This window comes from Aquirufa sp. ROCK2-A2 (genome assembly GCF_054558485.1).
In genome coordinates, this window is sequence record NZ_JBPXKA010000002.1 from 485,427 (window position 1) to 511,623 (window position 26,197).

Genomic DNA, 26,197 nt, shown 5'->3' on the forward strand with positions numbered 1-26,197 from the left:
AAGTTTTAGGTTAGATATTCTTTAAAACTACCTAAAATAAATACTCCTTCAAAAAAGTTAATTGATAAATGATCAAGGTGTAAATAGAAGACCATATAAAGCCAGAAATGGCCATAAAAAATAAGATTCTTGGTAAAGGAACTTTGAACGACAAAGACAATAAACTACCTCCAATAGGTGTGAAAATCAATGGCGTTAAGGCTGCTATCCCTTTGATTCCAAATTTCTGCCAAATACCTACAGCATAACGGGCTCTTTTAGAAAAAACCAAGGGTTTGGTTTTTCGAAAACTAGCCACCCATTTCACTAACATTTTTCCAATGGATACGATTAAAATGACCGTCAGCATGAATCCAATCCAGGAGGCCAACAAGGTTTCATACCAAGTTAAACCCATGCTAAATCCTGCAATAGGCCCAGCAATGTATTTCAAGGCAGTTCCCAACATAACAGCCAAATATTTTCCCCAAGGCATTATTGATTCGATTTATAGGCTGCAATTCCCTTATTCAGAAAATCAACAAAATGAGTAACATCTAAATCAAATGCAACAGGCTTTTGAAGGGCTTGCAAATCTTTTCTTGGATCCATCAACACATAATGTGGCTGAGCATTGGAATTAAAGCGAGTAATTTGAAAATCTAAATTCTGATCCCCCAGGGTTTTCTTTTCCTGCCCATCATCTTTTGAAACATACCATTTATCTTTCGGAAGTTCTGTTTTATCATCGCAATACAAAGCCACCACTACATATTCATTACGAAGAATAGATAAAACCTGTGGATCGGACCAAACATTCTCCTCCATTTTTCGACAATTGACACAACCATGTCCCGTGAAATCAATGAACATTGGCTTTCCCACCTTGACCGCATAAGCTTTCGCTTCTTCATAATCAAAAAAGCCATTCAACCCCAAAGGTAATTTCAAAAAATCGCCATATTTAACAGCGGTATTCGGTTTTTCCTGGGCACTCGACTCGTTGGAATTACCTTTAAAATCTTGCGTACCCATCGGTGGCAACCAACCAGATAGTCCTTTTAAGGGTGCTCCAAACATGCCTGGAATCAAATAAACCACAAATGCTAAAACCGCTGTTGCAATCAAGGTTCTTGGAACCGAAAGTTTGCCCGAAGGTCCATCATGTGGCAAAGAAATTTTACCAAATAGATATAACGTCAAGGCTCCAAAAATGGCTATCCAAATAGCTAAAAATATTTCACGATCCAATAAATGCCAATGATACACTTGATCTGCCACACTCAAAAACTTAAAGGCCAAGGCAATTTCCAAGAATCCTAAAACAACTTTCACTTCATTCATCCAATTACCCGATTTAGGTAATTTTTTCATGAATCCTGGAAACACAGCAAACAAGGTAAAAGGAATGGCAAATGCCAAAGAAAATCCGAGCATACCCACAATGGGTTTCACAAATGCTCCTTGAGAAGCGGCAATCAATATAGAACCTGCTAATGGTCCGGTACAAGAAAAAGATACCAGAACCAGCGTAAAGGCCATGAAAAACACTCCGATTATCCCACCTTTATCCGATTTGGCATCTACATTGTTGACTAAATTAGATGGCAATACTATTTCGAAAGCACCTAAAAAAGAAATTCCAAAAAAGATAAATATGATAAAAAATAGCATATTCGGAATCCAGTGGGTGCTCAAGAAATTGGCGAAACTAGCGCCAGCAAAAAATGCTAATATGGTGCCAAAAAACACATAAATCAATACAATAAATCCCCCGTATAAAAAGGCTAATCCCTTCCCTCCTTTTTGTTTGGTAAAGAAACTCACCGTCATGGGAATCAAGGGATAAACGCATGGAGTTAATAATGCCAAAAATCCGGCTCCTAAAGCAATGAAGAAAAAGGAAAATAAAGATTGTTCCTCGGGTGCTTGGGGAGAATCAGCAGCGGGCGCAATTTGCTTTGCTGAGATGGTGTCTGATATCAGTGAATCTTTGGATTCAGTAAGCTCCGTTGTTGCTTTATCAGGAATTGCCGTATCCACTTTTGCGGTTGAGGAAGTCTCATCAGAAGGTGCAACAATGGAAAATGGTCCTTTGATAGGTACGCATAATCCCGACTCGTTGGAACAAGATTGCGAATCATAAATTCCCTCAATTTTCCAATTTGGGGCTACAATTTTTACTTTTTGACGAAATTCTGCTTTTTCCGTGAAATAGGTGTAGGTCCCGTTCCAAATTTCCTTGTCAAATTTGGAATGTGGATTGATGGGTTTTAAGTCGCCAATGGTTTCAACACCTTGGTTATTAAATGTTACCGTAGTAACAATAGGTCCTAAATCTTTATCAAAATCGGATGAATACAAATACCAACCGGGCTGTATGGCCACTTTAAAAATGACTTCAGCTTGTTGACCTAATTGAGGTTTTTCAGGTTTTAATGACCAAGACCATTTAGCTGGTGCGATTTTCTGAGCGAACATTGACCAGTTCAACAGCATCAAAAAAATCAATAATAATTGTTTCAATTTCATATGTTATTCTAATGAATCTCCAAATTTGCTAATTATTTTTCTTTAAAATAAGTTCAAATGTAACTTTAACTAAATTAGAAACGGGTAATAGTCGATATCTTTTTTCTATTCGGATATAAAATCGTATTTTTGCACCCACAAAACGTATTCTAAGAACATTTATTTTATATGGCTGCTAGCACATTCCCAACCCAGCGCGACAAAGAAATTTTTGACTTGATCAACCAAGAGGCACACCGCCAAGAATTTGGTATTGAGTTAATTGCCTCCGAAAACTTCACATCTCCACAGGTGATGGAAGCACAAGGCAGTGTATTAACCAATAAATATGCGGAAGGACTTCCAGGCAAACGTTATTATGGAGGTTGTGAGGTAGTGGATGAAGTGGAAACTTTGGCCATTGAAAGAGCTAAACAATTGTTCGGTGCTACTTGGGCAAACGTACAACCGCACTCAGGTGCGCAAGCGAATGCCGCTGTATTTTTATCATTTTTGAATCCAGGAGACAAAATTTTAGGTTTTGATCTTTCACATGGGGGTCACCTTTCACACGGTTCTCCAGTGAATTTCTCAGGTAAATATTTTCAAGCTTTTTTCTACGGTGTAGAAAAAGAAACAGGTTTAATCGATTGGGATAAAGTAGAGGCAACTGCTTTAAAAGAACAACCAAGATTAATCATTTGTGGAGCTTCGGCTTATTCAAGAGATTGGGATTATGCTCGTTTAAGAAATATTGCTGATCAAGTAGGTGCTATTTTATTAGCCGATATTTCTCACCCTTCGGCATTAATTGCGAAAGGTTTATTGAACAATCCCATGCAGCATTGCCATATTGTTACCACAACAACCCACAAAACTTTGCGTGGTCCGCGTGGTGGTTTGATCATGATGGGCAATGATTTCGAAAACCCATTTGGCTTCAAAACCCTAAAAGGAGATTTGAAAATGATGTCAGCTTGTTTGGATGGAGCGGTATTCCCAGGAACTCAAGGCGGCCCATTGGAGCATGTCATTGCAGCGAAAGCCATAGCCTTTGGAGAGGCTTTAACGCCAACTTTTGAAGCTTATGCGAAACAAGTACAAGTGAACGCACAAGCAATGGCCAAAGCATTTTTATCGAAAGGATATGAAATTATTTCGGGTGGAACAGATAATCATTTGATGTTAATCGACTTACGTCCAAAAGGATTAAGTGGAAAATTAGCCGAAAACACCTTGATCAAAGCAGATATTACCATCAATAAAAATATGGTTCCATTTGACGACAAATCTCCATTTGTTACTTCTGGAATGCGTGTAGGTACTGCTGCCATGACCACACGAGGTTTAAAAGAAACGGAAATGGTTCAGATTGTTGAATTAGTCGACAAAGCCTTGATGAACCATGAAAACGAAGCAGTCTTAAGTCAAATCAAAGGTGAAGTAAACGAGTGGATGAAACAATTCCCTCTTTATTAATTAAAATAAATCATGAGTTTAGATCAAGATTGGGAAGATAATTCAAGTGAAAATGATGATAAGGATGGCTCTGAAATGTCATTCATGGATCATTTAGAAGAATTGCGTTGGCACATTATTCGTTCACTGATTGCAGTAGTAACGTTTACGGTTGCAGCATGGATTTTTCGAAATGAAATATTTGGCATCATCATTATGGGGCCAACCAAAGTTGATTTTTGGACCAATCAAGCTCTTTGTCACATTGCAGAGATGACAGGCATGACCAGTCTTTGCATGGAAAAAGCAGATTTTATCTTACAAAGCAGAGAAGTTTCTGGACAATTCATGATGGCCTTAACACAATCCATCATTGTTGGTTTAATTTTCGGTTTTCCTTATTTGTTTTTTGAAATTTGGAGATTCATTAAACCAGGCTTAAAAAACAAAGAACTTAAAGCAGCTCGTGGAGCTGTATTTTGGGTTTCCTTGTTATTTTTCACAGGAGTTTCTTTCGGTTATTTCATCGTAGCTCCTATGGCGATTAACTTTCTAGCTAATTTCAAATTGGATCCTTCGATTCAAAATCAATTTGATATCAACGATTACATTTCTTTACTTTCGATGCTGACCCTTGCGTGTGGAATCACCTTCCAATTACCCATGATCGCATTCGTCTTGTCTCAAGTGGGTATCTTAACCCCTTCTTTCATGCGAGAGTACAGAAAACATGCATTAATCGTTATTTTACTACTAGCAGCGGTTATCACCCCCTCACCGGATATGATTTCTCAACTCTTGGTAGCCATTCCATTATTTGGACTATACGAGATCAGTATCTTGGTTTCAGGTAATGTATTGCGCAAAAAAATGAGAGAAGAAGCGAATTCCTAATCGAATTCTTTAACAAACACACATGAATTACCTTTCGGCAGAGAATGTTTCACGCAATTTGGGCGAAAGATGGGTATTTAAAAACCTATTTTTCGGTTTACAAAAAGGTGAAAAAGTGGCCTTAATTGGCAAAAACGGAACAGGCAAAACCACTTTGATGGAAACATTGATGGGAATGCAAAGTCCAGATGAAGGAAAAATCTCCATCCGTAAAGGAATTCGAGTAGGTTATCTACCACAAAATCCCGATTTCAATGAAAATGAGGAAGTGTTGAACTACCTGTTTTCGGATGATTTACCTAGTGCAGTAGCGATCAAATATTACGAAAAAGCCATGATTTCGGGAGATCCGAAGGAATTGGAAGAAGCGTTTTCTTTGATGGAAATCAACAACGCTTGGGATTATGAAGCAAGAGCTAAGCAAATCATTTCCCGATTGGGCATTCCAGATGGCGAACAAAAAGTTTCCACACTTTCAGGAGGACAAAAGAAACGATTGGCATTAGCTAAATTATTGATCGAGAGTCCAGATATCATGATTTTGGATGAACCCACCAACCACTTGGATATTGAGACCATTGAGTGGTTAGAAGGGATCATGTCAGGGCCGAATGTAACCGTTTTGGTAGTTTCTCACGATAGATACTTTTTGGACAAGATTTGCAACAAAATGTTCGAATTGGCGGACGGATCATTGTACACCTACGAAGGAAATTATGCGTATTTCTTAGAAAAGAAAGCCGAGCGAGAAGCTTCAGAGGCTAGCAGTATTTCCAAAGCAAAAAACCTCTATCGCAAGGAATTGGAATGGATGCGCAAGCAACCCAAAGCAAGAGGAACAAAAGCGCAATATCGGATTGATGCATTCCACGAAACAGAAGAGAAAGCAAACAAGAAAATAGATGATAGCAAACTAGAATTGAACATTCAGATGTCGAGACTAGGCAATAAAATCATTGAAATCAATCATTTAAAAAAGGCTTGGGGTGAAAAGAAAATCGTCAATGATTTCACTTATACCTTCAAGAAAAAGGATCGTATTGGTATTGTTGGAAAGAATGGAGCTGGTAAAACAACCTTTCTTCAATTATTGACAGGCAATGCACAACCCGATTCTGGTACCATTGATCCGGGAGAAACTTTGGTGATTGGATATTATACCCAATTACCATTTGAATTTAGACCCGAGCAAAGAGTGATTGATACGATTACGGAAATTGCAGAAGTAATTCCGTACGGGAAAAATGAGAGTTTAACTCCTAGTCAGTTTTTGAGTAAATTTTTGTTCCCAACGGCTCAACAATACACCCCAGTTTCCAAATTATCGGGAGGGGAAAAGAAGAGATTGCAATTGATGAAAGTATTGGTCAAGAATCCTAATTTCTTGATTTTGGATGAGCCAACCAACGATTTGGACTTGGATACGTTACAGTTATTAGAAGATTTTTTGAGTGAATTCCAAGGTTGTTTATTGTTAGTATCTCACGACAGGTACTTCATGGATAATTTGGTGGATCAATTGATCTTGGTGGAAGGCGAAGGCGAGGTGAATTTCTTTAATGGAAATTACACGGATTACCGTTTAGCGTTGGAGAACAAAGAAAAAGAACCTGAAGTAAAAGTGGCAAAAGTGAGTCCAGCCATGACCGAATCCCCAGCTATTCAAGTAAGCACAAAGAAATTATCTTTCAAAGAGCAGAAGGAGTTTGAGGAATTGGAAAAGGGAATCCCAGCTTTAGAAGTTAAAATTGCTGCTTTGGAAATTCAACTCTCAGAAATCAGCGATTTTTCTAAAATTGAAGAATTAGCTAAAGAGTTTGAACAACTTAAATCCAATTTGGAAGAAATGGAACTTCGTTGGTTGGAACTAACGATGTAATCAATTATAACTTTGTGAACTTAGTGTTAAAAAATATAATTAAACACCAAGAGCACAAAGAAAACACCAAGAAAATGAGTGATCCATTACACGGAAAAACATTGGAAATGATTTTAACCGAGCTTGTCGAAACCATGGGCTGGGAGGAAATGTCTCGTCAGATACGCATCAATTGCTTTGCCATAGACCCCAGCATCAAATCCAGCTTAACCTTTTTACGCCGCACCCCTTGGGCTAGGAAAAAAGTGGAGATGTTGTATTTGAGGAAAGTGGTGAAGAGGTGATAGACCGATGCCCGAGCGAAGCCGAAGGCGGAGGACACTTACCAAACCACTACAATTTTTATTATACTTGTTCTACCCTTCCTCCTCACCAGACGAAGCCTCCTTAAACTTTTCTTTCATCGTTGGATTCCCGTGAGTCAATTTCTTAATCGTTAAACCGTCTGTCTTGTCGTTAGCTAATCGAAGATTGTTTTCTGAACTAATGAGAGCGTCCCGCGTTTTTTCTAAATCCTTGATCGATTTATTGATATTTTCAATCGCCTCCAAGAATTTCTTTTGTGCCAATGTATAATTATAAGCTACACCATCTTTAAACTCTTGAATCTTCTTTTCAAAATTCGTGATGTCGATGTTTTGATTCTTTACTTGAGCCAATTCAGCTTTGTATTTTAGCGAGTCTAAACCACTTTTTCTCAAAATGGAAATAATCTGAATGAAAAACTGCGGTCTGATGACCAGCATATTGGGATATTTATGAGAAACATCCACAATGCCTGAATTATAAAACTCATTATCCTTTTCCAAAAGCGAAACTAAAATGGCATACTCGCATTGTTTCTCATTACGGTCTTTGTCTAATTTATCAAAGAAATCTTCATTTCGCTTCTTCGTGGCCGTCTCATCTCCTTCATTTTTCATCTCAAACATGATCGACAAAATTTCGTTTCCCTGCTCATCCAATTCTCGGTAAATGAAATCCCCTTTCGTGCCGGTTTTCACATCATTGTCTTTCTCAAAACTGGCTCTTGGAAAAGCCATGTTATGCACTAAATCAAACTGCGTTTTGCAATGTTGTTCCAACGTTTCCCCAATCAACTTGGTGGACAATTTCAACTTCATGTCCTTGTGCAATTGAATCTCCTCCTCCTTGAACTTAATTATTTCATCTTTAAGCCTTAAATCAGCATTATGCTGCTCTTTTAAGGAAAGAACGGCCAATTGCTTTTCGGATTCTACCTTCAACAAATCCATCTTCAATTGATTACGCTCGTCTTGAATTTGTTGCACAGCTGTTTGTACAGAAAGATCTTTTTGAAGGTCAGCGTTTTGAATTCTTGCTTCCATGGCAGCAATTTTCGACTCTTTTTCAGCCATTTTTTGCGCTAATTCCGCTGCCGCATGGGATTTCAATTGGGCAACTTCCTGATCTTTTTTGGAAATATATTCTTGTAACTTAACTCGTAAATTGGCTTCCACTAACTGCACAGCACTCTCCTTTTCTCGTTCTGCAATCTGCAAACGATTTTGTATCTCTTCCTCAAATTGATGATCACGTATTTGCTTAACAATATCAGCAAAACCTGACTCATCAATTTTAAATGCTTTCTTGCAATGTGGACAAATTATTTCTTGCATAATATTTATGATTCCCTCTTACATAAGTCAACCGCAAGGGTCGACTCTACTTATACCTATTACCTAATTCAACCGCAAGGGTCGACGCTACTTTTACCTATTACCTAATTCAACCGCAAGGGTCGACGCTACTTTTCCCTCGCTTTATTAATGGCTTTCAAAATAATGAACAAGGCAAAAGCGACAATCAAAAAGGAAATGAATGTGGATAAAAAATTACCGTATTTGATGGCTGTGCCCGGAATCACCAATTTGTTCATATCCGTCAAATGCGCTGCATTCAACACGGGCGTTAAAATGGCAGGTGTTATGATGTCCTCTACCAAAGACGACACTATCTTACTGAATTCACCACCTATCACCACCCCTACTGCCAAGTCGATGACGCTGCCTTTCATGGCAAATGTTTTGAATTCTTGTAGTAAACCCATGGTTTTAGGTAAAAGGTAAAAGGTAAGAGGTAAAAGGTAAGAGGTAAGAGGTAAAAGGTAAGAGGTAAGAGGTAAGAGTTTTTTCTCTTTTCTCTTTCCTCTTTTCTCTCTCCTCTCTTATTATACCTAATTAAAATAAAACTCCTTTATCGCATAAAGTGGTTTGTCACCTGAATTTGGATTAGCCACAAACACAAAATACAAATCATTCACTCCCGTTACGCTCAATGGCATATCAAATTGCTTGGTTGCGTTGATGTCGATAGATCCAGCCAATGGCCCTGTTGGACTACCTGTGTGTAATTCCAATTTACCTCCAGCTGTTGTACCCTCTAAATAAGTTGCAAAGATTTTCACCGACTTAATTCCTGTTAAATCAATATTGGAGAATTGAGCATAACCTTTATCACCGGTCGCAATCAATAAATCGCCAAAGCCATCTACCTTCATTTTCATTGCCTTGACAGCATTATCAAAATTCACACCTGCCACATGTGCATCTCTCAAAGTAATCACTTTTGTTCCTGTTGCAGGAGCTATCGAACCGTTACCTTTATCAGTATATGTCGCTGCAAAAATAAAGGTTCCTGGCTTGCCTTTATCTTGAGGCGTATATTCTCCTTTGATCGGCTTAGAAGCCTTTTTAGCATCTCCCAAACTCAAGATATATTGAACAATTTCTTTCGCATCTGAATTTGTGATTTGTGGATGCGCTGCCATGACCTGCTCGCCCCAAACACCACCACCACCATTGATGATTTTCTTAGCCAAGGCATCAATGTTCTGAGCACTTGCTCGATATTTTTTGCTCACATCAATCCATGATGGCCCAATCGATTTTTTCTCTTTCGCATGGCATGTTTTGCAATCCGATAAATCCATTAATCGCTTACCACTTGAAAAAGATGTATTCGCTTGATGTCCTTGAGCAATTACAGTTTTATCATAACCTTCCAAATAATCAATACTCAACAAAATATCATCTGAAGCAATTTTATTATTCTTCGTAGATCCATCTTCTTTATCATCCACTTTCACCTCATACTTAACACTTTTATCATTCCAGTAAAAGGATTTATTGCCTTCAATGGCTACATCAATACTTGGAATTTCATTACCTACTACAAAATCCACCGAAGCAGATCCAACATTTCCTTTGGCATCTTTTACTTTCAACACTGCTTTGTATTTACCCGGTTTTGAATAAGTAAAGGTTGGATTAGCAGCTGTAGACGTTTGTCCATTACCAAAATTCCATTGATAGGAGATTTTATCGCCATCATAATCAACTGTACCTTCCGAAGAAAATTTCACCTTCAATGGTGCAGCACCTACCTTTTTGTCGGCTTTCACTGATACATTCGGAATTCTATTTCCGGCATTGTATTCCAATTTATACAAGATTGCTTCTTCGTTTTGAGCAAACCAATTGGGTCCATACTCTAAACCATACAAAGCACCATCTTTGTGAAACTCCATATCCACCGGATGCGAGAATGTCATATTGGGTAAAAATCTTTCCATTTGGACAAAATCTCCTTTGTCATTCATAGAAACGGCATAAATGATATCTCTTGCCCAATCGTACGCAAATAATTTTCCATCATAATAAGATGGGAATTTCACGGTCGAATTTTTGGCATAATCATCGCTGTAATACACAGGACCTGCCATGGCATTACGAGAACCTTTGCTAATTACGGGTCCAAATTCTGGTGAATCCGCATATGGATAATAAATAAAAGCTTTTTGAGCCTTTGGCAAATGAGCAAATCCAGTATTGTGCGGCGAAGTATTCACCGGAGCCATGGGATCGTATTTGGCCCAAGTGGAATCCTTGGCAAAATCTCTTTGATTATAGGCTTTGTTATCGGCAACAAACAATGGCCAACCGAAGTACCCTGCTTGACGAGCTTGATTTACTTCATCATGTCCTCGAGGACCATATTTTTCGGTGGGTTCTCCAGCATCTGGCCCTACCTCTCCCCAATATAAAAATCCAGTGCGTTGATCCACCGAAATACGGTAAGGATTACGATTTCCCATCACATAAATTTCTTGTTTTGCATGGTATATTTTGTTGGGATATAAATTGTCGGATGGAATGGTGTAAGTACCATCATCTTGTGGTTTGATACGTAAAATTTTACCTCTTAAATCATTGGTATTCGAACTAGTTGCTCTAGCATCCCAACCTGCACGTCCTTCTCTGTTATCTGCCGGAGAAAATCCATTGGAATCAAATGGATTGGTGTCATCACCCGTTGATACATATAAATTACCTGCTTTATCCCATGCAATGGATCCACCTGTATGGCAACATCCCGTTCTTTTCACTGGAACTCGTAAAAGCACTTTTTCAGAACTCATCACTAAGGTGTCGTTCACATCATCATACACAAATCTCGATAAATGTTGTGCGGTATCAGGTTGGCCTGTTTGTGGAGAATAAAACAAATAAATCCACTTATTTTTGGAATAATTCGGATCAATGTTCAATCCCATTAAACCATATTCAAATTTTGAAAAAACGTTCAAATCCGCAATTACCTTTGTTTTACCTTTTTTAGGATCGTACATTTTCAACTTCCCTTTTCTTTCTGAAAAGAAAATTTTGCCACCTTCGGTTACGGCAAGTTCAGTTGGTTCATCTAAATTTTTATCTAAAATAGTTTTAGTGAAACGATTATCTTCTGGCAAAACACCTGTTCTCAATTTCTTATTATAATTGATATCTCCACCGGAAGAAATCCATTGCAATCCACCCCAAATTTGATCTAACACCAAAGGCTCTGAAAAAGTCTCATCGGTATGTCCCCAGTTGGTATAAAACGAACGGCCGCCATCGTATTCATGGTACCAAGCCATTGGATGAAAATCACCCATTTTGCCATCTTTGTATGTTTTTTCATCTACTGTCACCAATACCTTCACATCTTTATTGAAGTTTTTGATATCATAAAATTCGTCTTTTCGATCAAATGATTCTGGCATATGTGCGGTGGAAATATGCGTTTTATCCAACACATGCATTTTCCCTACTTGTACATTGGGACGGCCTGGGTGAGAGGCAAATTGCCCACCAGCCAATTTCGTGTACCAAGGCCAATCATATTCCGTATCCGTTGCGGCATGTATACCCAAATAACCTCCACCTGCTTGAATAAAACGCTCAAAAGCATTTTGCTGAGCATCATTCAGCACATTACCCGTTGTGCTTAAAAACACCACAGCGCGGTATTTCTTTAAGTTATTTTCCGTGAACACCGAAGCATTTTCTGTGGTATCAGCTTGAAAACCTTTTTCAGCAGCCATTTTCAAAAATGCAGCTTTCCCTGCTTTGATAGAAGCATGTCGAAATGCCTTTGTTGAAGAAAAAACAAGCACTTTTTTTCCTTTCAATACATTGACATTTTGAGCGAAAGCACTTTGAAAAATGAAAAGGGAGACACAAAAACTCAAGACTATTCGGGAGAATCCGAAGCACGTTGATTTCATAAAAATAAGTTTAGATAAATACTAGCTGGCAAATTAAGACTAAAACCGAAATTTTCGGTTATTTTTAGCAAAAAAATTTATATCTCATGAGGAATCTATTAACTATCGGACTTTCCCTATTTTTAATCTGGAATGCAAATGGTCAATCTTGCTGCTTTGTCAAAAAAGACGAAATGCAATTATTAGCCAAAAATAAAGCCTTCCAAAAATCGCATGCCTTGCCTAAGCCTTATCACCATGTAAGTAAAGTAGGTGCTGAAATGATTGAATTTGCTACACCAGATGGTCAAAAAGCCAACGCTTATTTCATCAAGGCTGCCCAACCAACGAACTACACTTTATTTGTTTTTCAAGAATGGTGGGGATTAAATGACCATATCAAAAGAGAAGCTGAGCATTTTTACTCGACGTTAGGCAATGTGAATGTTTTAGCGATAGATATGTATGATGGAAAAGTAGCTACAACTAGAGAAGATGCGGGTAAATACATGTCAGGAGCAAATCCAGCAAGACTGGAATCCATTATCAAAGGAGCCATTGCTTATGCTGGTCCAAAAGCAAAAATTGCAACCGTAGGCTGGTGCTTTGGAGGTGGTTTATCCTTAAAAGCATCCATATTAGCCGAAAAACAAGCCGTTGCTTGCGTGATGTATTATGGCATGCCGATTCGTGATGTTGCTCAATTAAAAGGATTAAATACAGATGTGCTGGGGCTTTTTGCAGGAAAAGAACAATGGATCAATCCAAAAGTTGTCGCTGAATTTGAGGCAAGCATGAAAGAAGCAGGTAAAAAAGTGACTGCCAAAATTTTTGATGCCGAACACGCATTTGCGAATCCATCCAATCCTGCTTTTGATAAAAAAGCAACAGAAGAAGCTTGGAACTTAGCCATTGGGTATTTTAAGGAGAGACTGAAATAGGTGTTTAGGTAAGAGGTAGTAGGTAATAGGTAAAAGTTGTTGGTTGAGGAGAAGAGTCGAAGAAAAAAATATATTCATCTGCTTAAGAAACAAATGAAAATCGAAGAAAAGATTAAAAACCCCTATTACCTTTTACCTATTACCTTTTACCTATTACCTTTTACCTATTACCTTCTCCGCTTCCCGATACCCACTTGAAATAGCGCCATCTACATAACCATTCCAGCGAGTAGCAGTTTCGGTACCAGCAAAATGCAGGTGCATAAATGGAGTTCGTAAATGTGCGCCAAATTGGGTCATGGTATTGGGGCCCATTAAACCTGTATAACAACCTCGGGAATATTCTTCCTCCGTCCAACATTTATCAATGTATTGAACAGGTTGTGCTGCTTTTTCACCAAATACTTTAACGAGGCGTTGCAAAACCAATTTTTCTCTTTCTGTTGGTGATAAATCAATGAAATTCCGCGCATCATTCCCTTCCACAAAGACCAACATGATTCCTTTATCTGAATCACTATGACCTACATCAAACGTGACCTTAACAGGGTATTCATCACTTACAATTTGACCACTTAAACCAGATTCTCGCCAAAAAGGAGTTGGATAAATGCAATAACATTTCATCGCTGCACCCATGGGCATTCGTTGATACAATTGTGCTTTTTGTTGAGGTAGTATAGGATCAAATTGAATTTGGTTCAACAAAGTCGGAGCCAGTGCCAAAATACATTTGTTGGCTTCGATTCTTAAATGATCCGTTTCGGCAATCAAGCCATTTTCGTGCTGAGTAATTTTCCTTAATGCTTGATTGAAATGCATATTTTCCATCATCGGTTCTGCGATCTTTTTGGCTAATCCTTGCATTCCACCTTTCAAAATGGTTTGTTGTGCTCCATTTTTAATGGAAATCAAAGTGTCCATGTTATCGCCCGATTGGAAATAAAACAAAGCAAACAACAAGGATATCTCGCTAGCTTCCGATGCAAAGACAGTTTGAATGCCTATTTCAAACAAATGGCGAGCTTTCTTGGTCCAGATATTTTTGTCCATCCAGGTTGCCAAGGTCATGGAATCATATTCCTTTGCTTTGGGATGGTCCCATGGATTTTCCAAGGAAATACCTTTAGACAACTTATTTATTTTTTCAATGGCCAAGCCTAAATCGACCAAAGAAATGGGATCAATTTTAGGAATAACCCCGGTATATGAGGAAATTTTCTCGCCAAATTTGAGCAGATTTTTCCCAGAATCATAGGTTTCATAACTCTCTGTTTCAGTTTCACGAATCCATTCCCACAATAAATGTTGGCTTGGCCCAGCCCATTTGGCACCTAGATCAACACTTACTCCACAATCCAGGGTTTCCGTTAAAGTTCTACCCCCTATTCGATCACGAGCCTCAATCAGCACAAAGTCTTTGTTAGCTGCTTTTAATTTTTTGGCAGCAGCAATACCAGCAAATCCTGCTCCAACGATCAAAATATTCGTTTGAATGGTTTTCATTTTAAGCTTTTTTATTTTGCCAATTCCAATATAACTGGTATAAATGCCCCTTATGTTTAGAGGGCAAATTCTTGAATTTCTCTTTTAATTCGATTAATAATCGCTTGGTATCATCCAAATTCTCTTGACTGAATTTTTCCAATTGAGTTTGATCTTTTTCTTGCACCCATTGAAGATCTTTTTCTATCCAATCCGCTTCACTTTTCTCTTGAAAAGAGCAAATTTCATCATGAATAGGTTGATAATTTTGTAAAGCTTGGCGGTGCAATTCTTCCCATTGCCACCAATAGGATCGATCCTTTTTGGCACTCGGACATACAAAATTCTCCTCATTGAGGACCTTGGTTCCAACATAAAATGGCTTAAAAACGCTTAAACAAGGAGCCGCTGAACCCGTCAACCAAATGGTAGAAGGTGCCTTGTCACGAAGTTCTGCCACCATGCTTCCTGTCGTTTGAGATGGTGTTAATAATCCTTGGGCATGCAAACAAATACTGCCCATATCCCCATTGCAAGGTTCAAAATTGAGACCCGATTTATGGCTTCGTAAAATTGACATGGCGTCTTTTAGTTCGAATTTAACCGATGTACTTGCCAAAACACCTTGCTGATCGCATTGGAATTTTCGTTGAGACCCTTTCCCCAAAAATGACATAATAGGTTCTGAAAATGCTTTTTGAAAATTGAAATTATCATTACGAGAAGCCCATTTCTTTTGATAGGCAAATTCCATTGCATCGGGATGAATATCATCAAAATCGGTGCCAATGGTTAAGATATTAGAAATCGAAGTATAGGAATCAACCTTTTTTTGTACCCAAAAATATCCAGCCGTTTCAAGAATATAGGCCGAGGAAGGATCGGCAATCAGAAAACTATTGCTGTAAAACATTCCTTTATCCTGATAGCCTCCGCAAGCATCTTGGCCATAGGTAGCCAATAAATACTTAATAAGACTAATGGCATCTAACGCTGTTTTCGATTGCTCCAAGGCCAAACGAAGCATGTCCATTCCGGTTAAACCTTGATTTTTTTTAGGCAGCTTTATTTTAGTAAAAACCGCCTCATTTCCAATGGCCACGGCGTGTTCATTCGCCCCCATTTCGGCACCCCACATTTGAAAAGGTTTGGAAAGAATGACTTCAAATACGTCTTCTGGACAATCGATGTTAATGAAAGTAGTTTGAACATTTTTATTCAAACGTTTGGTAGCAGGAATTCGAACAATTTGCTGTGCTTCATTAGGCTCACGGTCAGAGTTTTTTGCTAAAATAGCATGTCCATGTAGATTCAGATGGGCAGGGCTAAACAACGTATCGCACATAAAATCGATTAAATTTATTATACAAGTATCGGATTATTTATTGAGCTTCCAAAATTTTTCAAGGGAATGAAATTTCAGTACTGTCTTTATCGTTTATATTTCATCAAATTATCCTAAGTTTGCACAAATCATTTGGAATATGAAATACCTATTATTGATTGTATTAATGACGTTCAATCTACCAAACGAAACATTGGCTAGTTCGAAAAACAGCACCGTGCATTATTCTCCGAATAATTTCAAAAAGGCCAATAAGGTTCGTAAAAAGAGAGGTTTTCTTTGGGGACTTTTCAAAAAGAAAAGCTGCGATTGTCCCAAACATTAGCGGCCGTACGGTCGAGCCTTGCGGTTGAACTACCTAAAAACCCTTGCGGCCGTACGTACGGTCAACCCTTGCGGTTGACCTACCTAAAAACCCTTGCTGCCGTACGGTCAACCCTTGCGGTTGACCTACCTAAAAACCCTTGCGGCCCTACGGTCGACCCTTGCGTTGACCTACCTAAAAACCCTTGCGGCCGTACGGTCAACCCTTGCGGTTGACCTATATATATCCTTACTTACGGTCGACCCTTGCGGTTGACCTACCTAAAAACCCTTGCGGCCGTACGGTCGACCCTTGCGGTTGACCTATATATATCCTTACTTACGGTCGACCCTTGCGGTTGACCTACCTAAAAACCCTTGCGGCCGTACGGTCGACCCTTGCGGTTGACCTAAATATACCCTTACTTACGGTCGACCGCGAGGGTCGACCCTACGGATTTTTGTTCCAATTAATCGGGTTATCAATAATATATTTTGCAATATTCTGATGTGCATAATCATCCCGAATAATTCGATCATGAAATCGATTATGCCAAAATTTTCCCATTCTTTGATTATTTAATTGATATAATTCCAAACATTTCACCATCACAATGGACTTATAAGCTCCAATAATATCTGAAACTGAAACTCTTGAACTTGCATCTACTTCAGTTAAAGTAATTATCCCATGGATATGATCAGGCATTATTTGAAAAACATCTTTAACCATACTAGGGAATCGAGTAGATAATTTAACCCACTCATCGTGAGCAATTTGTCCATTCTGATTCAAAATCATCTGACCATTTTCTATTCTTCCAAACCTTGGAATACGATTTTGACAATTTATCGTAATGAAATACGAACCTGCTAGTGAGTAATCAAAACCCTGTAAACGAATTATTTTTCTTTGTCTGAATTTTTGATTCATAATATTTCTTATTAAAAGAAAAATCAACGCGTATTTATTATACAAAATTTTTTAATCATCTGATTTTAATTTAATATTATCAACACCCTGGTAATATTTAAAAAGGACTTTACATCTTTACTCATTTTCAATATCTTTGCTAATTACCATCTATCCATATGCGCGAAGATTATTTAACGGGAGAGTCTGAATCTTTAAATCCCCAGGAAAAAGAATATGATAAGGCCTTACGACCTTTGAGTTTTTTGGATTTTGCTGGACAAGGAAAAATTGTAGATAATCTTCAAGTCTTCGTGGGTGCAGCCAAAGGCAGAGATGAAGCCTTAGACCATGTATTATTGCATGGCCCTCCGGGTTTAGGTAAAACCACATTATCCCACATCATTGCCAACGAATTAGGTTCAACCTTAAAGATTACCTCAGGTCCCGTTTTGGACAAACCTTCTGATTTGGCTGGCTTGTTAACCAATTTACAGCCGTTTGATGTACTTTTTATTGATGAAATACATCGCTTAAATCCCATTGTGGAAGAATATCTTTATTCTGCCATGGAAGATTATAAAATAGATATCATGTTGGACTCAGGTCCAAATGCCAGAAGCATTCAAATTGGCTTAAATCCTTTCACATTAATTGGCGCAACAACCCGAGCTGGACTATTAACTTCTCCACTTCGAGCGCGTTTTGGCATCAATGCCCGTTTGGAATATTACAATGCAGAATTATTAACGAGCATCGTAAAACGCTCGGCGACGATTTTAAAAATGCCTATTGAAGAATCAGGCGCCTACGAAATTGCCAGAAGATCCAGAGGGACACCTCGTATAGCCAATAATTTATTGAGAAGAACACGTGATTTCGCCCAAATGAAAGGAACAGGTAAAATCGATGAAGAAATTGCTAAAATTGCACTACAGGCACTAGATGTAGATCAAAATGGTTTAGACGAAATGGATAACCGAATCCTTTTAACTATTATCGAAAAATTCAAAGGAGGCCCTGTAGGTCTAACGACCATCGCAACCGCGTGTGGCGAAGAAGCCGAAACAATTGAAGAAGTCTATGAGCCCTTTTTAATCCAAGAAGGATTTTTAAAACGTACTTCTCGAGGTAGAGAAGCGACAGAAAAAGCTTACCGACATGTTGGAATAGTTCCCAAAGCAGGATTAGGAACTTTATTTTAGGTTAAAAAATTATGAATTATGGGTTTTCTTTTCCCATAATTCATAATCCACAAGCAATTAATCTACTTAACTTCTACTCTAATCACCAATCCATCATTATTTTGAACAGCTCGTACAAAATAAATGCCCGGATTCGCCTTTTTAAGATCCACTTGTCCCAAGTATTTCCCCTCAAAATTCTTCACCGACTCAGTTGCCACTTCCTTTCCATTTACATCCGTAACCGAAATCACCACATCTCCTTTTTCAATGGCATGAAAACGAACATTGATTTTGCCATTAAAAGGATTGTTAGGATTTGCGGATAAGCCTTGAATGGTTTTAGAAAACCCTTTGTTTTTCTTCGGCTTGTCAGGAAATCCAAAACGTCTTTCTTCAAGTTGCATGATAGTCCCTGGAGACAAATCACTCTTTCCTAAAATTTTGGAACCGTCTACTTGCACATGAATTTCATCATCATCCAATTTACCTTTCCTCATATCATCTTCAGGACGGCCAAATCGTTTAACAATCGCACCTTTTCTTCCATCATTACGCAAAATCATTACATCATTCCCCTCAGGCCCCATACCATCTTTATTACGACGAATAATAATACGTTTCGATTCTTTACCTGGTACATCGCTTAAAGTTGAAAATTCATCTTTGCTTTTATTTACATTAATCGTCACAATTTTTCGCTTACCATTCGATTGTTTCATCGATACATCCAACGAATCCGAAAACTTTTTAATTTCCTTTTGAGCGATTGCATCATTCGAAAATTCCTTTTCAATGACTTCTTGTTTCCCATTGTCCTCAATGACAATTTTCATGCTCGTCATGTTCTTTTTGCTTGCTTCTTGAGCAAATACGGAGAAAGTAGCTAGGCTCAACAATCCCACAATGAATATTTTTTTCATATAATTATGTTTTAAACCCTGCAAACTTACACAATTCATTGAAAACCTAAATGTTAAAGAATGTTAAGCTTGCAAGGAAAAGAATCATCAATGAAATTATCCTTTACTTTTGTACCGTGATTTTTCAAACATGTCAAAAAATAAAATTCGATTAATTATTGGAGCAATGACGGTTGCCCTGATTGGCTTAATGGCCTTTCAGGCATATTGGCTTGGCTTTATGATGGAATCGAAAAAAAAGCAATTTATTGATCAAGCGCATGATGCCATTGAGCAGGTGGTTCGAAAATTAGAAAAACAAGAATTGATTGTATTGGCTCAAAGGCAACAACTTTACGAAAAACAAAAAAAAGAGTTGGACTTGATGGCCGAAAAATTAGCCTCAAAACCTAAAAAAAAGTCCATCAATAAAAATACTGAATTGGTGACCAACGATCTGATTGGACCTAATAATTCAGAAAATTTTGGCCGAAATAGAATAAGGAATTTCCAAAATGAAATTCCTACCGACAACATTATGTATGTCAAAAAATCTTTTGTTTTGCCCAATGGACAAATTGCAGAAATCACTGAAGAATACCATCAACTCGAAATTAATTCCTCGGATATTCAAAGACGGTATCAAGAAGAACAACAACTGAATCAAATTTTTGAAACAGAGTTAAATCGACCGGATAAATACACACGAAAGAAACAACAAAGACTGAACAAAAAAATCAAAGAAAAAACCCTGCAATTGATTCAATCAGAAATCAGTAAAAAAGAGGAAAATATTCAGAAGGAAAAAGCCGAATTAGTAAAAGTCAAACAAAAAACAGAACTAGCCAAGGAGGTCTTTTCTGATTTTTTATTCAAAGAACGACCTATTCAGCAAAGAGTGGAACCACACTACATCGACAGTTTGATTAAACTTGAATTGGCCCAAAAAGGAATACAGCAAGCTTACTTTTTTGGCATTGCTCCTTTACAAATCAAATCCGAAAAAGACTGGATTTTTGCCTCATCTCCATTGATCAAACGTTTCAAAACGAAACAAACCAATGAGGGCGTTTTTATTTCTTCAGCCTTATTCCCCAATGACCTGACCTCATCAGGTGAATTTCTTAGTTTATATTTCCCAGATCAAGATTCGATCATTTGGCAAGCCATGACCATGAATCTTTGGGGCTCAGCGATTCTATTATTGATTATGATTGCCTGTTTCTATGTAGCCATTATGACTATTTTGAAACAGAAAAAATTGGCAGAGGTGAAAAATGATTTCATCAATAACATGACGCATGAATTCAAAACCCCTATTTCAACCATTTCACTTGCGACCCAGTTAATCCAAGAAGATCCTATCATGTTGAATAACGATTCGATTCAGCGTTATTTAGGTATTATAAAAGATGAAAATATTCGCTTGGGGCAGCAAGTAGAGCGTGTGCTTCAAACTGCCCAAATGGAAAAGGAAGAAATAAGCCTAAAAAAGAAGAAAGTCGATTTACACGCATTAATCCGCCAAGTAGTAGAAATGAATGGGCCCCTGATTCAATCTCAAAATGGAGAAATCAGTCTAGACTTAGCAGCCGAAAATGCCTCCATCCAAATTGATGAGGTGCATATTTCCAATGTATTATTTAATCTGTTGGACAATGCCATCAAGTATAGCCAAGGCCATCCAAAAGTGAAAATATCCAGTCAAAACAATGATCAATCTTTTACTTTTTCCATCCAAGATGAAGGAATAGGTATTGCTAAAGATTTAATTGAAACTGTATTTGAACCCTTTTATCGGGTACCAACGGGCAATGTTCACAATGTAAAGGGATTTGGCTTAGGACTTAGTTATGTCAAAAAAATTGTGGAAGCTCACGGAGGCAAAGTGACTTTAATAAGTAAGTTAAACCATGGTAGTATTTTCAAAATCAGTTTACCTATCCAATCGTAAATATGGAAAACAACCCACATATTTTATTAGCAGAAGACGACCCCAATTTAGGTTTATTATTGGCTGAATTTTTGAAGAAAAAGGGCTATCGAGTTCAATGGGCACAAAATGGCGACCAGGCATTGGATTATTTTGTCAAAGATAAATTTGACCTATGTTTATTGGATGTCATGATGCCCAAAAAAGACGGATTTTCCTTAGCCAAAGACATTCGAGCCAATCATTTACAAGTTCCCATTATCTTTCTGACGGCGAAATCAATGGAGGAAGATACCCTGCAAGGCTTTAAAGTTGGCGCTGATGATTATTTAACGAAACCCTTTTCCATGGAGGTTTTATTGGCCAGAATGGAAGCCGTTTTACGAAGAACCCAAAAGGATAAAGTTATTCCGACCTTGGCAGATAAAATTGCTTTAGGTAAATATTTATATTACCCCAATCAGATGAAAATATCATGGGAGGAAAAAGAACAAAAATTCACTCCCAAAGAAAATGATTTGATGAAATTACTTTGCGCAAATTTAGGACACCCTGTAAGTAGAAGTTATGCGCTAAAATTAATTTGGGGAGACGATACCTATTTCAATGCACGAAGCATGGATGTGTATATGACCAAGTTAAGAAAAATGCTCAAGGAAGACACCAATGTACAATTACAGAATTTGCACGGTGAAGGGTTTATTTTGAAAGTTATTTGAGAGAAAGAGCGAAAAATTTCCTTTCTACCAATTTTATCAAACAACTGAACTTTTAAACACCTAAATTGCAGGGGGTAAGGGGCCCCATTTCCCCATAAAAAAAGAAAACCAGATTTATTAACTAGAAACTTATATTTCCTATCAATAATCTGATTTTCTTAAATAAATTCAATTCTTCTATCTCCTCTTTTCTTTTTTCTCTTTTCTCTCTCCTATCAAAATATCCTGTCAAACCCACAATATGGAACCAAAACCTCTGGGATATTGATACCTTCCGAAGTCTGATAATTTTCCAATAAAGCAGCCACAATCCTTGGCAAAGCCAAAGCAGAGCCATTTAAGGTATGGCATAAAATCGATTTGCCATCTATTTTAGTTCTTAATTTCAATCGATTCGCTTGGAAAGTTTCAAAATTACTCACAGAACTTACTTCTAACCATCTATTTTGAGCAGCTGACCAAACTTCCATGTCGTAAGTCAAAGCTGAAGCAAAACCCATATCTCCGCCACATAAACGCAAAACGCGGTAATGAAGTCCTAATTTTTGCAAAATTCCCTGAACGTGTAAAGACATTTCCTCCAAAGCTGCATACGAATTTTCCGGCAAATGAATTTGAACAATTTCAATTTTATCAAATTGGTGCAGACGATTCAAGCCCCGAACATGTGCTCCCCAAGAACCTGCTTCTCTTCTGAAACATGGTGTGTGACCTACATTTTTGATGGGCAATTCTTTTTCATTGACAATCACATCTCGGTATAAATTGGTGATAGGCACCTCGGCAGTAGGAATTAAATACAAGCCTTCTTCTTTGGTAATGTACATTTGACCTTCTTTATCCGGCAATTGACCAGTACCATATCCTGAATCTTCATTGATTAAAATGGGAGGTTGAATTTCATAATATCCCGCCTTTATTGCCTCGTCCAAAAAGAAATTGATCAATGCTCTTTGTAATCGAGCACCTTTTCCTTTATAAACGGGAAAACCAGCACCCGTAATCTTATTTCCTAAATCAAAATCGATGATGTCGTATTTCTTAATCAAATCCCAATGCGGTTGCGAATCAGAAGGCAAAGAAGGAACTTCTCCCCATGTCAAAACAACTTCATTATCTTCTGCTACTTTCCCCTGTGGAACAGAGCTATGTGGTAAATTTGGTAAGGTAATCAATACATTGATTAAATCTTGATCCGCCTTTTTCGCAGCTTCTCCCAAATCTTTGGATTGCACTTTCAATTCAGCCGTTTCCGCTTTCAACACTTCAGCTTGCTCTTTTTGGCCTGATTTCATCAAACCACCAATTTCTTTGGCCAAGGCATTCGACTTTTCTAATACTTGTTCAGCTTGTTGCAATAAACTTTTACGTGCATCATCTAAAGTTAGAATTTGATCCACCACGGAATCTGCATTCGCAAAATGTTTCTTTTGCAAACCTTGAATGGTAAGCTCTTTATTATTACGTATAAACTGAACCGTTAACATAGTATATTAAAAGAATAATCCTTCGTTTAAAGCGTTTAATGAATCATTTTTATATTTTGCATCGACCAACAAGGAAATATTATGCTCTGAAGCGCCATACGAAATCATTCGAATTGGAATATTTTTCATAGCATTCAATACCTTGATAGCAATACCCTCTTTGTCGGCAAAGAAATTTCCAACAATACATACAATTACTTGATTCATATCAGGGTCTTCCAATTCCGCAAATTCTCTCAATTCACTCATGATTGCATCCAAATGTTGGGTATTATCAATGGTCACCGACACTGAAACTTCAGAGGTAGTAATCATGTCTACCGGAGTTTTGTATTTCTCAAATACTTCAAAAACTCGCTTCAAAAATCCATATGCATTCAACATGCGTGTGGAATGAATATAAATCGCAGTGATATTGTCTTTGGCGGCAATGGCTTTAATTTCTGTGTCAGTTGATTTTTCAGAGATCAATGTACCAAAGGCACTTGGCTCCATGGTATTTTTCAAACGAACAGGTACTCCTTTCAATTTAGCGGGAGTTATGGTACTTGGGTGCAAAATTTTTGCCCCGAAATAAGCCAATTCTGCCGCCTCTGCAAACGAAAGCTCACGGATGGGGAATGTATTTTTAACAATACGTGGATCATTGTTGTGCATGCCATCAATGTCCGTCCAAATTTGCACTTCTTCCGCTGCAATCGCCCCACCAATTAACGAGGCCGTATAATCTGAGCCTCCACGTTTTAAATTATCTACTTCTCCAGAAGGGTTTCTACAAATAAAACCTTGGGTAATAAAAATTTGCTTGTTGGTATGTGGCGCTAAAATAGCAGATAAGTTGGATTCAATTTTGGATAAAATAGGCTCATTATCTGCATCGATTACCATAAAATCCAAGGCTGGCAACAATAATGAATCAATGCCTTCTTCTTGCAAATAAGTTTCAAAAATTTGAGTCGATAACAATTCCCCAAGCGCAACCATTTCTTTCTCTTCTTTCGAAGTATAAGGTGTTGTCGCAATTAATTGATCAATAAAGGCAAACTCCTTTTCAATGATCGCTTGTCCTTGAAGTAAACCTGCTGGACTTTTATACAATTCCACCAAGAACGCATCATAATGTGCACGTAGAGATTGAGCCTTTTCTTTGGCCTCAGAAACTTGTTGAGCAATCAATGATTCAGAAATCGACAATAGAGCATTTGTGCTACCTGAAAGTGCCGAAAGTACTACAATTTTTGGTTTTCCGTCTTCTGTAATCAATTGACGGATTGAGTGCATTCTTTCTGGCTTTCCAACGGATGTTCCTCCAAATTTCCAAACTTGCATAATAATCTATTTTGATATTTTATAAACCTAACATTTTTATAGCGGTAAACGCTGCTTCATCGCCCTTATTGCCATGTATTCCACCAGCTCTCGCAAGTGCTTGATCCTGATTATTGGGAGTTAAGACTCCAAAAATGACAGGTTTATCATACTTCAAACTCACATTGGTTATTCCTTGTGCCACCGCATGACAAATAAAATCGAAATGCTTTGTTTCACCTTGAATGACACAACCCAAACAAATAACGGCATCGATGTCTGATTTTTGGGCAAATTTTTGCGCTCCTAAACTTAATTCAAAACTACCCGGCACCTCAGCTTTGACAATATTTGCAACTTGAGCACCATAAGCCAATAAAGTTTTATAAGCTCCTTCGTACAGGGCGTCTGTCACTTCTTGGTTCCACTCTGATACAATTATCGCAAATTTTTTATCACTTACATCTGGTAAGTTTTGCGCCAAAAATTCACTTAAGTTTTTATCTGCAGAAGACATAATAGGGTATTTAAAACAATAAGGGATAAAAGCTGCTGCTCTTATCCCCTACATTCATTTCGTAAAAATTATTATTCAGAGATGGAGCTTTCTAATTGAGCCTTGTATTTCTTTGCAGGAATCGACTCAGAAGATTGCGGAAATTTCTCTGTAATTTGAGTGTACACATCTAATGCTTCTTTCAATTGTTTGTTCGACTCATAAGCCGTTGCCAATTTCAAAAGATAAGTAGGTGTAAAGAATTTATTTGCTTTGTAGTCAGAAGCTTTTTGGTAATATCCAATCGCATCTGTGTAAGCTTTCTTTTCAGAATAGGCATCACCGATCAAGGAATAAGCTCTAGCTTGTACCAATAAATCTGATGAACTGAAATTTTTCAATTTTTCAATTGATTGATCATATTTACCTTGTTTCAACAAAGTAATACCTAAATACAAATCAGCCAAATTTTGTGTATTTCCACCGAATTCATCTGAAATTTTAGCTAAATCTTTGGAAGCAACCGATAAAGAATCATTTTCAAAAGCATAAACAGCTTTGAATAATTGCTTCTCTCCTTCTGCATCTTGTGTACTTACATAATATTTGTAAGCAAAAGCACCACCGATAATCACTACAATTGCAATACCAATAGCGATCAAAGAAGACTTATTCTTCTCCACTAAACCTGTAACTTTATTGAATTCTTGTTGAAGCGCCTCTGGGCTCTCTATAATTTCAATTCCTTCTATTTTTTCTTTCTTTGCCATAACTGTCCTTCATCAGGATTCTTATTTGGGTTGTAATTTGGTTTCTCTTTTTATTCAAAAGGAATGCAAAATTATAAAATCTCTTTCATTTATATCAATTTTATTAGAATCTTTTACGTTTATTTTTGTTGAATCTTTAGTA

22 protein-coding genes are annotated in these 26,197 nt (G+C 37.7%); 9 read left to right on the top strand and 13 right to left on the bottom strand.

The window, feature by feature from the left end; translation table 11 throughout:
* Positions 1 to 31 precede the first annotated feature (31 nt).
* Together V7S76_RS05205 and V7S76_RS05210 are read right to left on the bottom strand one after the other, a co-directional pair.
* On the bottom strand, positions 32 to 475 hold the full coding sequence (locus V7S76_RS05205; RefSeq protein ID WP_459509000.1) for a hypothetical protein: 444 nt from the start codon (positions 473 to 475) through the stop codon (positions 32 to 34).
* Positions 475 to 2,511 carry a protein-disulfide reductase DsbD family protein gene (locus tag V7S76_RS05210; RefSeq protein WP_459509001.1) on the bottom strand — a complete coding sequence of 679 codons (2,037 nt, stop codon included), beginning with the start codon at positions 2,509 to 2,511 and terminating at the stop codon, positions 475 to 477. Before V7S76_RS05210 ends, V7S76_RS05205 begins: the two co-directional genes overlap by 1 nt.
* 168 nt (positions 2,512 to 2,679) lie before the next feature.
* Here V7S76_RS05210 and V7S76_RS05215 point away from each other — a divergent pair, with 168 nt between their 5' ends.
* The 4 genes from V7S76_RS05215 to V7S76_RS05230 all read left to right on the top strand — a co-directional run bounded on the left by V7S76_RS05215 (position 2,680) and on the right by V7S76_RS05230 (position 7,005).
* Entirely contained in the window at positions 2,680 to 3,969 is a 1,290-nt protein-coding gene (locus V7S76_RS05215; RefSeq protein WP_459509002.1) for a serine hydroxymethyltransferase, read from the top strand.
* A 12-nt stretch (positions 3,970 to 3,981) separates the two neighbouring features.
* A complete protein-coding gene (gene tatC / locus V7S76_RS05220) occupies positions 3,982 to 4,842 on the top strand; it encodes a twin-arginine translocase subunit TatC (RefSeq protein WP_459509003.1) in 861 nt (286 codons plus the stop codon).
* Between the two features lie 22 nt (positions 4,843 to 4,864).
* Positions 4,865 to 6,721 carry an ABC-F family ATP-binding cassette domain-containing protein gene (locus V7S76_RS05225; RefSeq protein WP_459509004.1) on the top strand — a complete coding sequence of 619 codons (1,857 nt, stop codon included), beginning with the start codon at positions 4,865 to 4,867 and terminating at the stop codon, positions 6,719 to 6,721.
* 74 nt (positions 6,722 to 6,795) lie between these two features.
* Positions 6,796 to 7,005, top strand: coding sequence for a VF530 family protein (locus tag V7S76_RS05230; RefSeq protein ID WP_459509054.1), 210 nt, complete (start codon positions 6,796 to 6,798; stop codon positions 7,003 to 7,005).
* 72 nt (positions 7,006 to 7,077) lie between these two features.
* Here V7S76_RS05230 and V7S76_RS05235 read toward each other — a convergent pair whose 3' ends face one another.
* The 3 genes from V7S76_RS05235 to V7S76_RS05245 form a co-directional block, all read right to left on the bottom strand.
* On the bottom strand, positions 7,078 to 8,361 hold the full coding sequence (locus V7S76_RS05235; RefSeq protein ID WP_459509005.1) for a DUF2130 domain-containing protein: 1,284 nt from the start codon (positions 8,359 to 8,361) through the stop codon (positions 7,078 to 7,080).
* A gap of 128 nt (positions 8,362 to 8,489) precedes the next feature.
* Positions 8,490 to 8,792 (bottom strand): large conductance mechanosensitive channel protein MscL, encoded by a 303-nt coding sequence (gene mscL, locus V7S76_RS05240; protein ID WP_459509006.1) that lies wholly within the window; start codon positions 8,790 to 8,792, stop codon positions 8,490 to 8,492.
* 126 nt (positions 8,793 to 8,918) lie between these two features.
* Positions 8,919 to 12,290, bottom strand: coding sequence for a ThuA domain-containing protein (locus tag V7S76_RS05245; protein WP_459509007.1), 3,372 nt, complete (start codon positions 12,288 to 12,290; stop codon positions 8,919 to 8,921).
* An 86-nt stretch (positions 12,291 to 12,376) separates the two neighbouring features.
* On the opposite strand from V7S76_RS05245, the gene V7S76_RS05250 reads away from it, so the two are divergent.
* On the top strand, positions 12,377 to 13,210 hold the full coding sequence (locus V7S76_RS05250) for a dienelactone hydrolase family protein (RefSeq protein ID WP_459509008.1): 834 nt from the start codon (positions 12,377 to 12,379) through the stop codon (positions 13,208 to 13,210).
* A gap of 153 nt (positions 13,211 to 13,363) precedes the next feature.
* Here the strand turns inward: V7S76_RS05250 and V7S76_RS05255 are convergent, their stop codons facing one another.
* Both V7S76_RS05255 and V7S76_RS05260 read right to left on the bottom strand, forming a co-directional pair.
* Positions 13,364 to 14,716 carry a flavin monoamine oxidase family protein gene (locus V7S76_RS05255; RefSeq protein ID WP_459509009.1) on the bottom strand — a complete coding sequence of 451 codons (1,353 nt, stop codon included), beginning with the start codon at positions 14,714 to 14,716 and terminating at the stop codon, positions 13,364 to 13,366.
* A 1-nt stretch (position 14,717) separates the two neighbouring features.
* Entirely contained in the window at positions 14,718 to 16,040 is a 1,323-nt protein-coding gene (locus V7S76_RS05260) for a C69 family dipeptidase (RefSeq protein ID WP_459509010.1), read from the bottom strand.
* A 139-nt stretch (positions 16,041 to 16,179) separates the two neighbouring features.
* Here V7S76_RS05260 and V7S76_RS05265 point away from each other — a divergent pair, with 139 nt between their 5' ends.
* Entirely contained in the window at positions 16,180 to 16,365 is a 186-nt protein-coding gene (locus V7S76_RS05265) for a hypothetical protein (protein ID WP_459509011.1), read from the top strand.
* Positions 16,366 to 16,794: 429 nt separating this feature from the next.
* Here V7S76_RS05265 and V7S76_RS05270 read toward each other — a convergent pair whose 3' ends face one another.
* A complete protein-coding gene (locus V7S76_RS05270) occupies positions 16,795 to 17,277 on the bottom strand; it encodes a transposase (RefSeq protein ID WP_459509012.1) in 483 nt (160 codons plus the stop codon).
* 158 nt (positions 17,278 to 17,435) lie between these two features.
* On the opposite strand from V7S76_RS05270, the gene ruvB reads away from it, so the two are divergent.
* Positions 17,436 to 18,461 (top strand): Holliday junction branch migration DNA helicase RuvB, encoded by a 1,026-nt coding sequence (ruvB, locus tag V7S76_RS05275; RefSeq protein ID WP_459509013.1) that lies wholly within the window; start codon positions 17,436 to 17,438, stop codon positions 18,459 to 18,461.
* A 62-nt stretch (positions 18,462 to 18,523) separates the two neighbouring features.
* Here ruvB and V7S76_RS05280 read toward each other — a convergent pair whose 3' ends face one another.
* Complete coding sequence (locus tag V7S76_RS05280; RefSeq protein ID WP_459509014.1) at positions 18,524 to 19,363, bottom strand: T9SS type A sorting domain-containing protein; 840 nt, start codon at positions 19,361 to 19,363, stop codon at positions 18,524 to 18,526.
* Between the two features lie 130 nt (positions 19,364 to 19,493).
* On the opposite strand from V7S76_RS05280, the gene V7S76_RS05285 reads away from it, so the two are divergent.
* Positions 19,494 to 21,296: a sensor histidine kinase gene (locus tag V7S76_RS05285; protein WP_459509015.1), complete on the top strand. Its 1,803-nt coding sequence runs from the start codon at positions 19,494 to 19,496 to the stop codon at positions 21,294 to 21,296.
* 2 nt (positions 21,297 to 21,298) lie between these two features.
* Complete coding sequence (locus V7S76_RS05290; RefSeq protein ID WP_459509016.1) at positions 21,299 to 21,994, top strand: response regulator transcription factor; 696 nt, start codon at positions 21,299 to 21,301, stop codon at positions 21,992 to 21,994.
* 215 nt (positions 21,995 to 22,209) lie between these two features.
* Here the strand turns inward: V7S76_RS05290 and serS are convergent, their stop codons facing one another.
* The 4 genes from serS to V7S76_RS05310 all read right to left on the bottom strand — a co-directional run bounded on the left by serS (position 22,210) and on the right by V7S76_RS05310 (position 26,055).
* Positions 22,210 to 23,481, bottom strand: coding sequence for a serine--tRNA ligase (serS, locus tag V7S76_RS05295; protein ID WP_459509017.1), 1,272 nt, complete (start codon positions 23,479 to 23,481; stop codon positions 22,210 to 22,212).
* A 6-nt stretch (positions 23,482 to 23,487) separates the two neighbouring features.
* Positions 23,488 to 24,810, bottom strand: coding sequence for an aspartate kinase (locus V7S76_RS05300; protein ID WP_459509018.1), 1,323 nt, complete (start codon positions 24,808 to 24,810; stop codon positions 23,488 to 23,490).
* A 19-nt stretch (positions 24,811 to 24,829) separates the two neighbouring features.
* Entirely contained in the window at positions 24,830 to 25,306 is a 477-nt protein-coding gene (ribH, locus tag V7S76_RS05305) for a 6,7-dimethyl-8-ribityllumazine synthase (protein ID WP_459509019.1), read from the bottom strand.
* A gap of 71 nt (positions 25,307 to 25,377) precedes the next feature.
* On the bottom strand, positions 25,378 to 26,055 hold the full coding sequence (locus V7S76_RS05310; protein ID WP_459509020.1) for a tetratricopeptide repeat protein: 678 nt from the start codon (positions 26,053 to 26,055) through the stop codon (positions 25,378 to 25,380).
* Positions 26,056 to 26,197 lie beyond the last annotated feature (142 nt).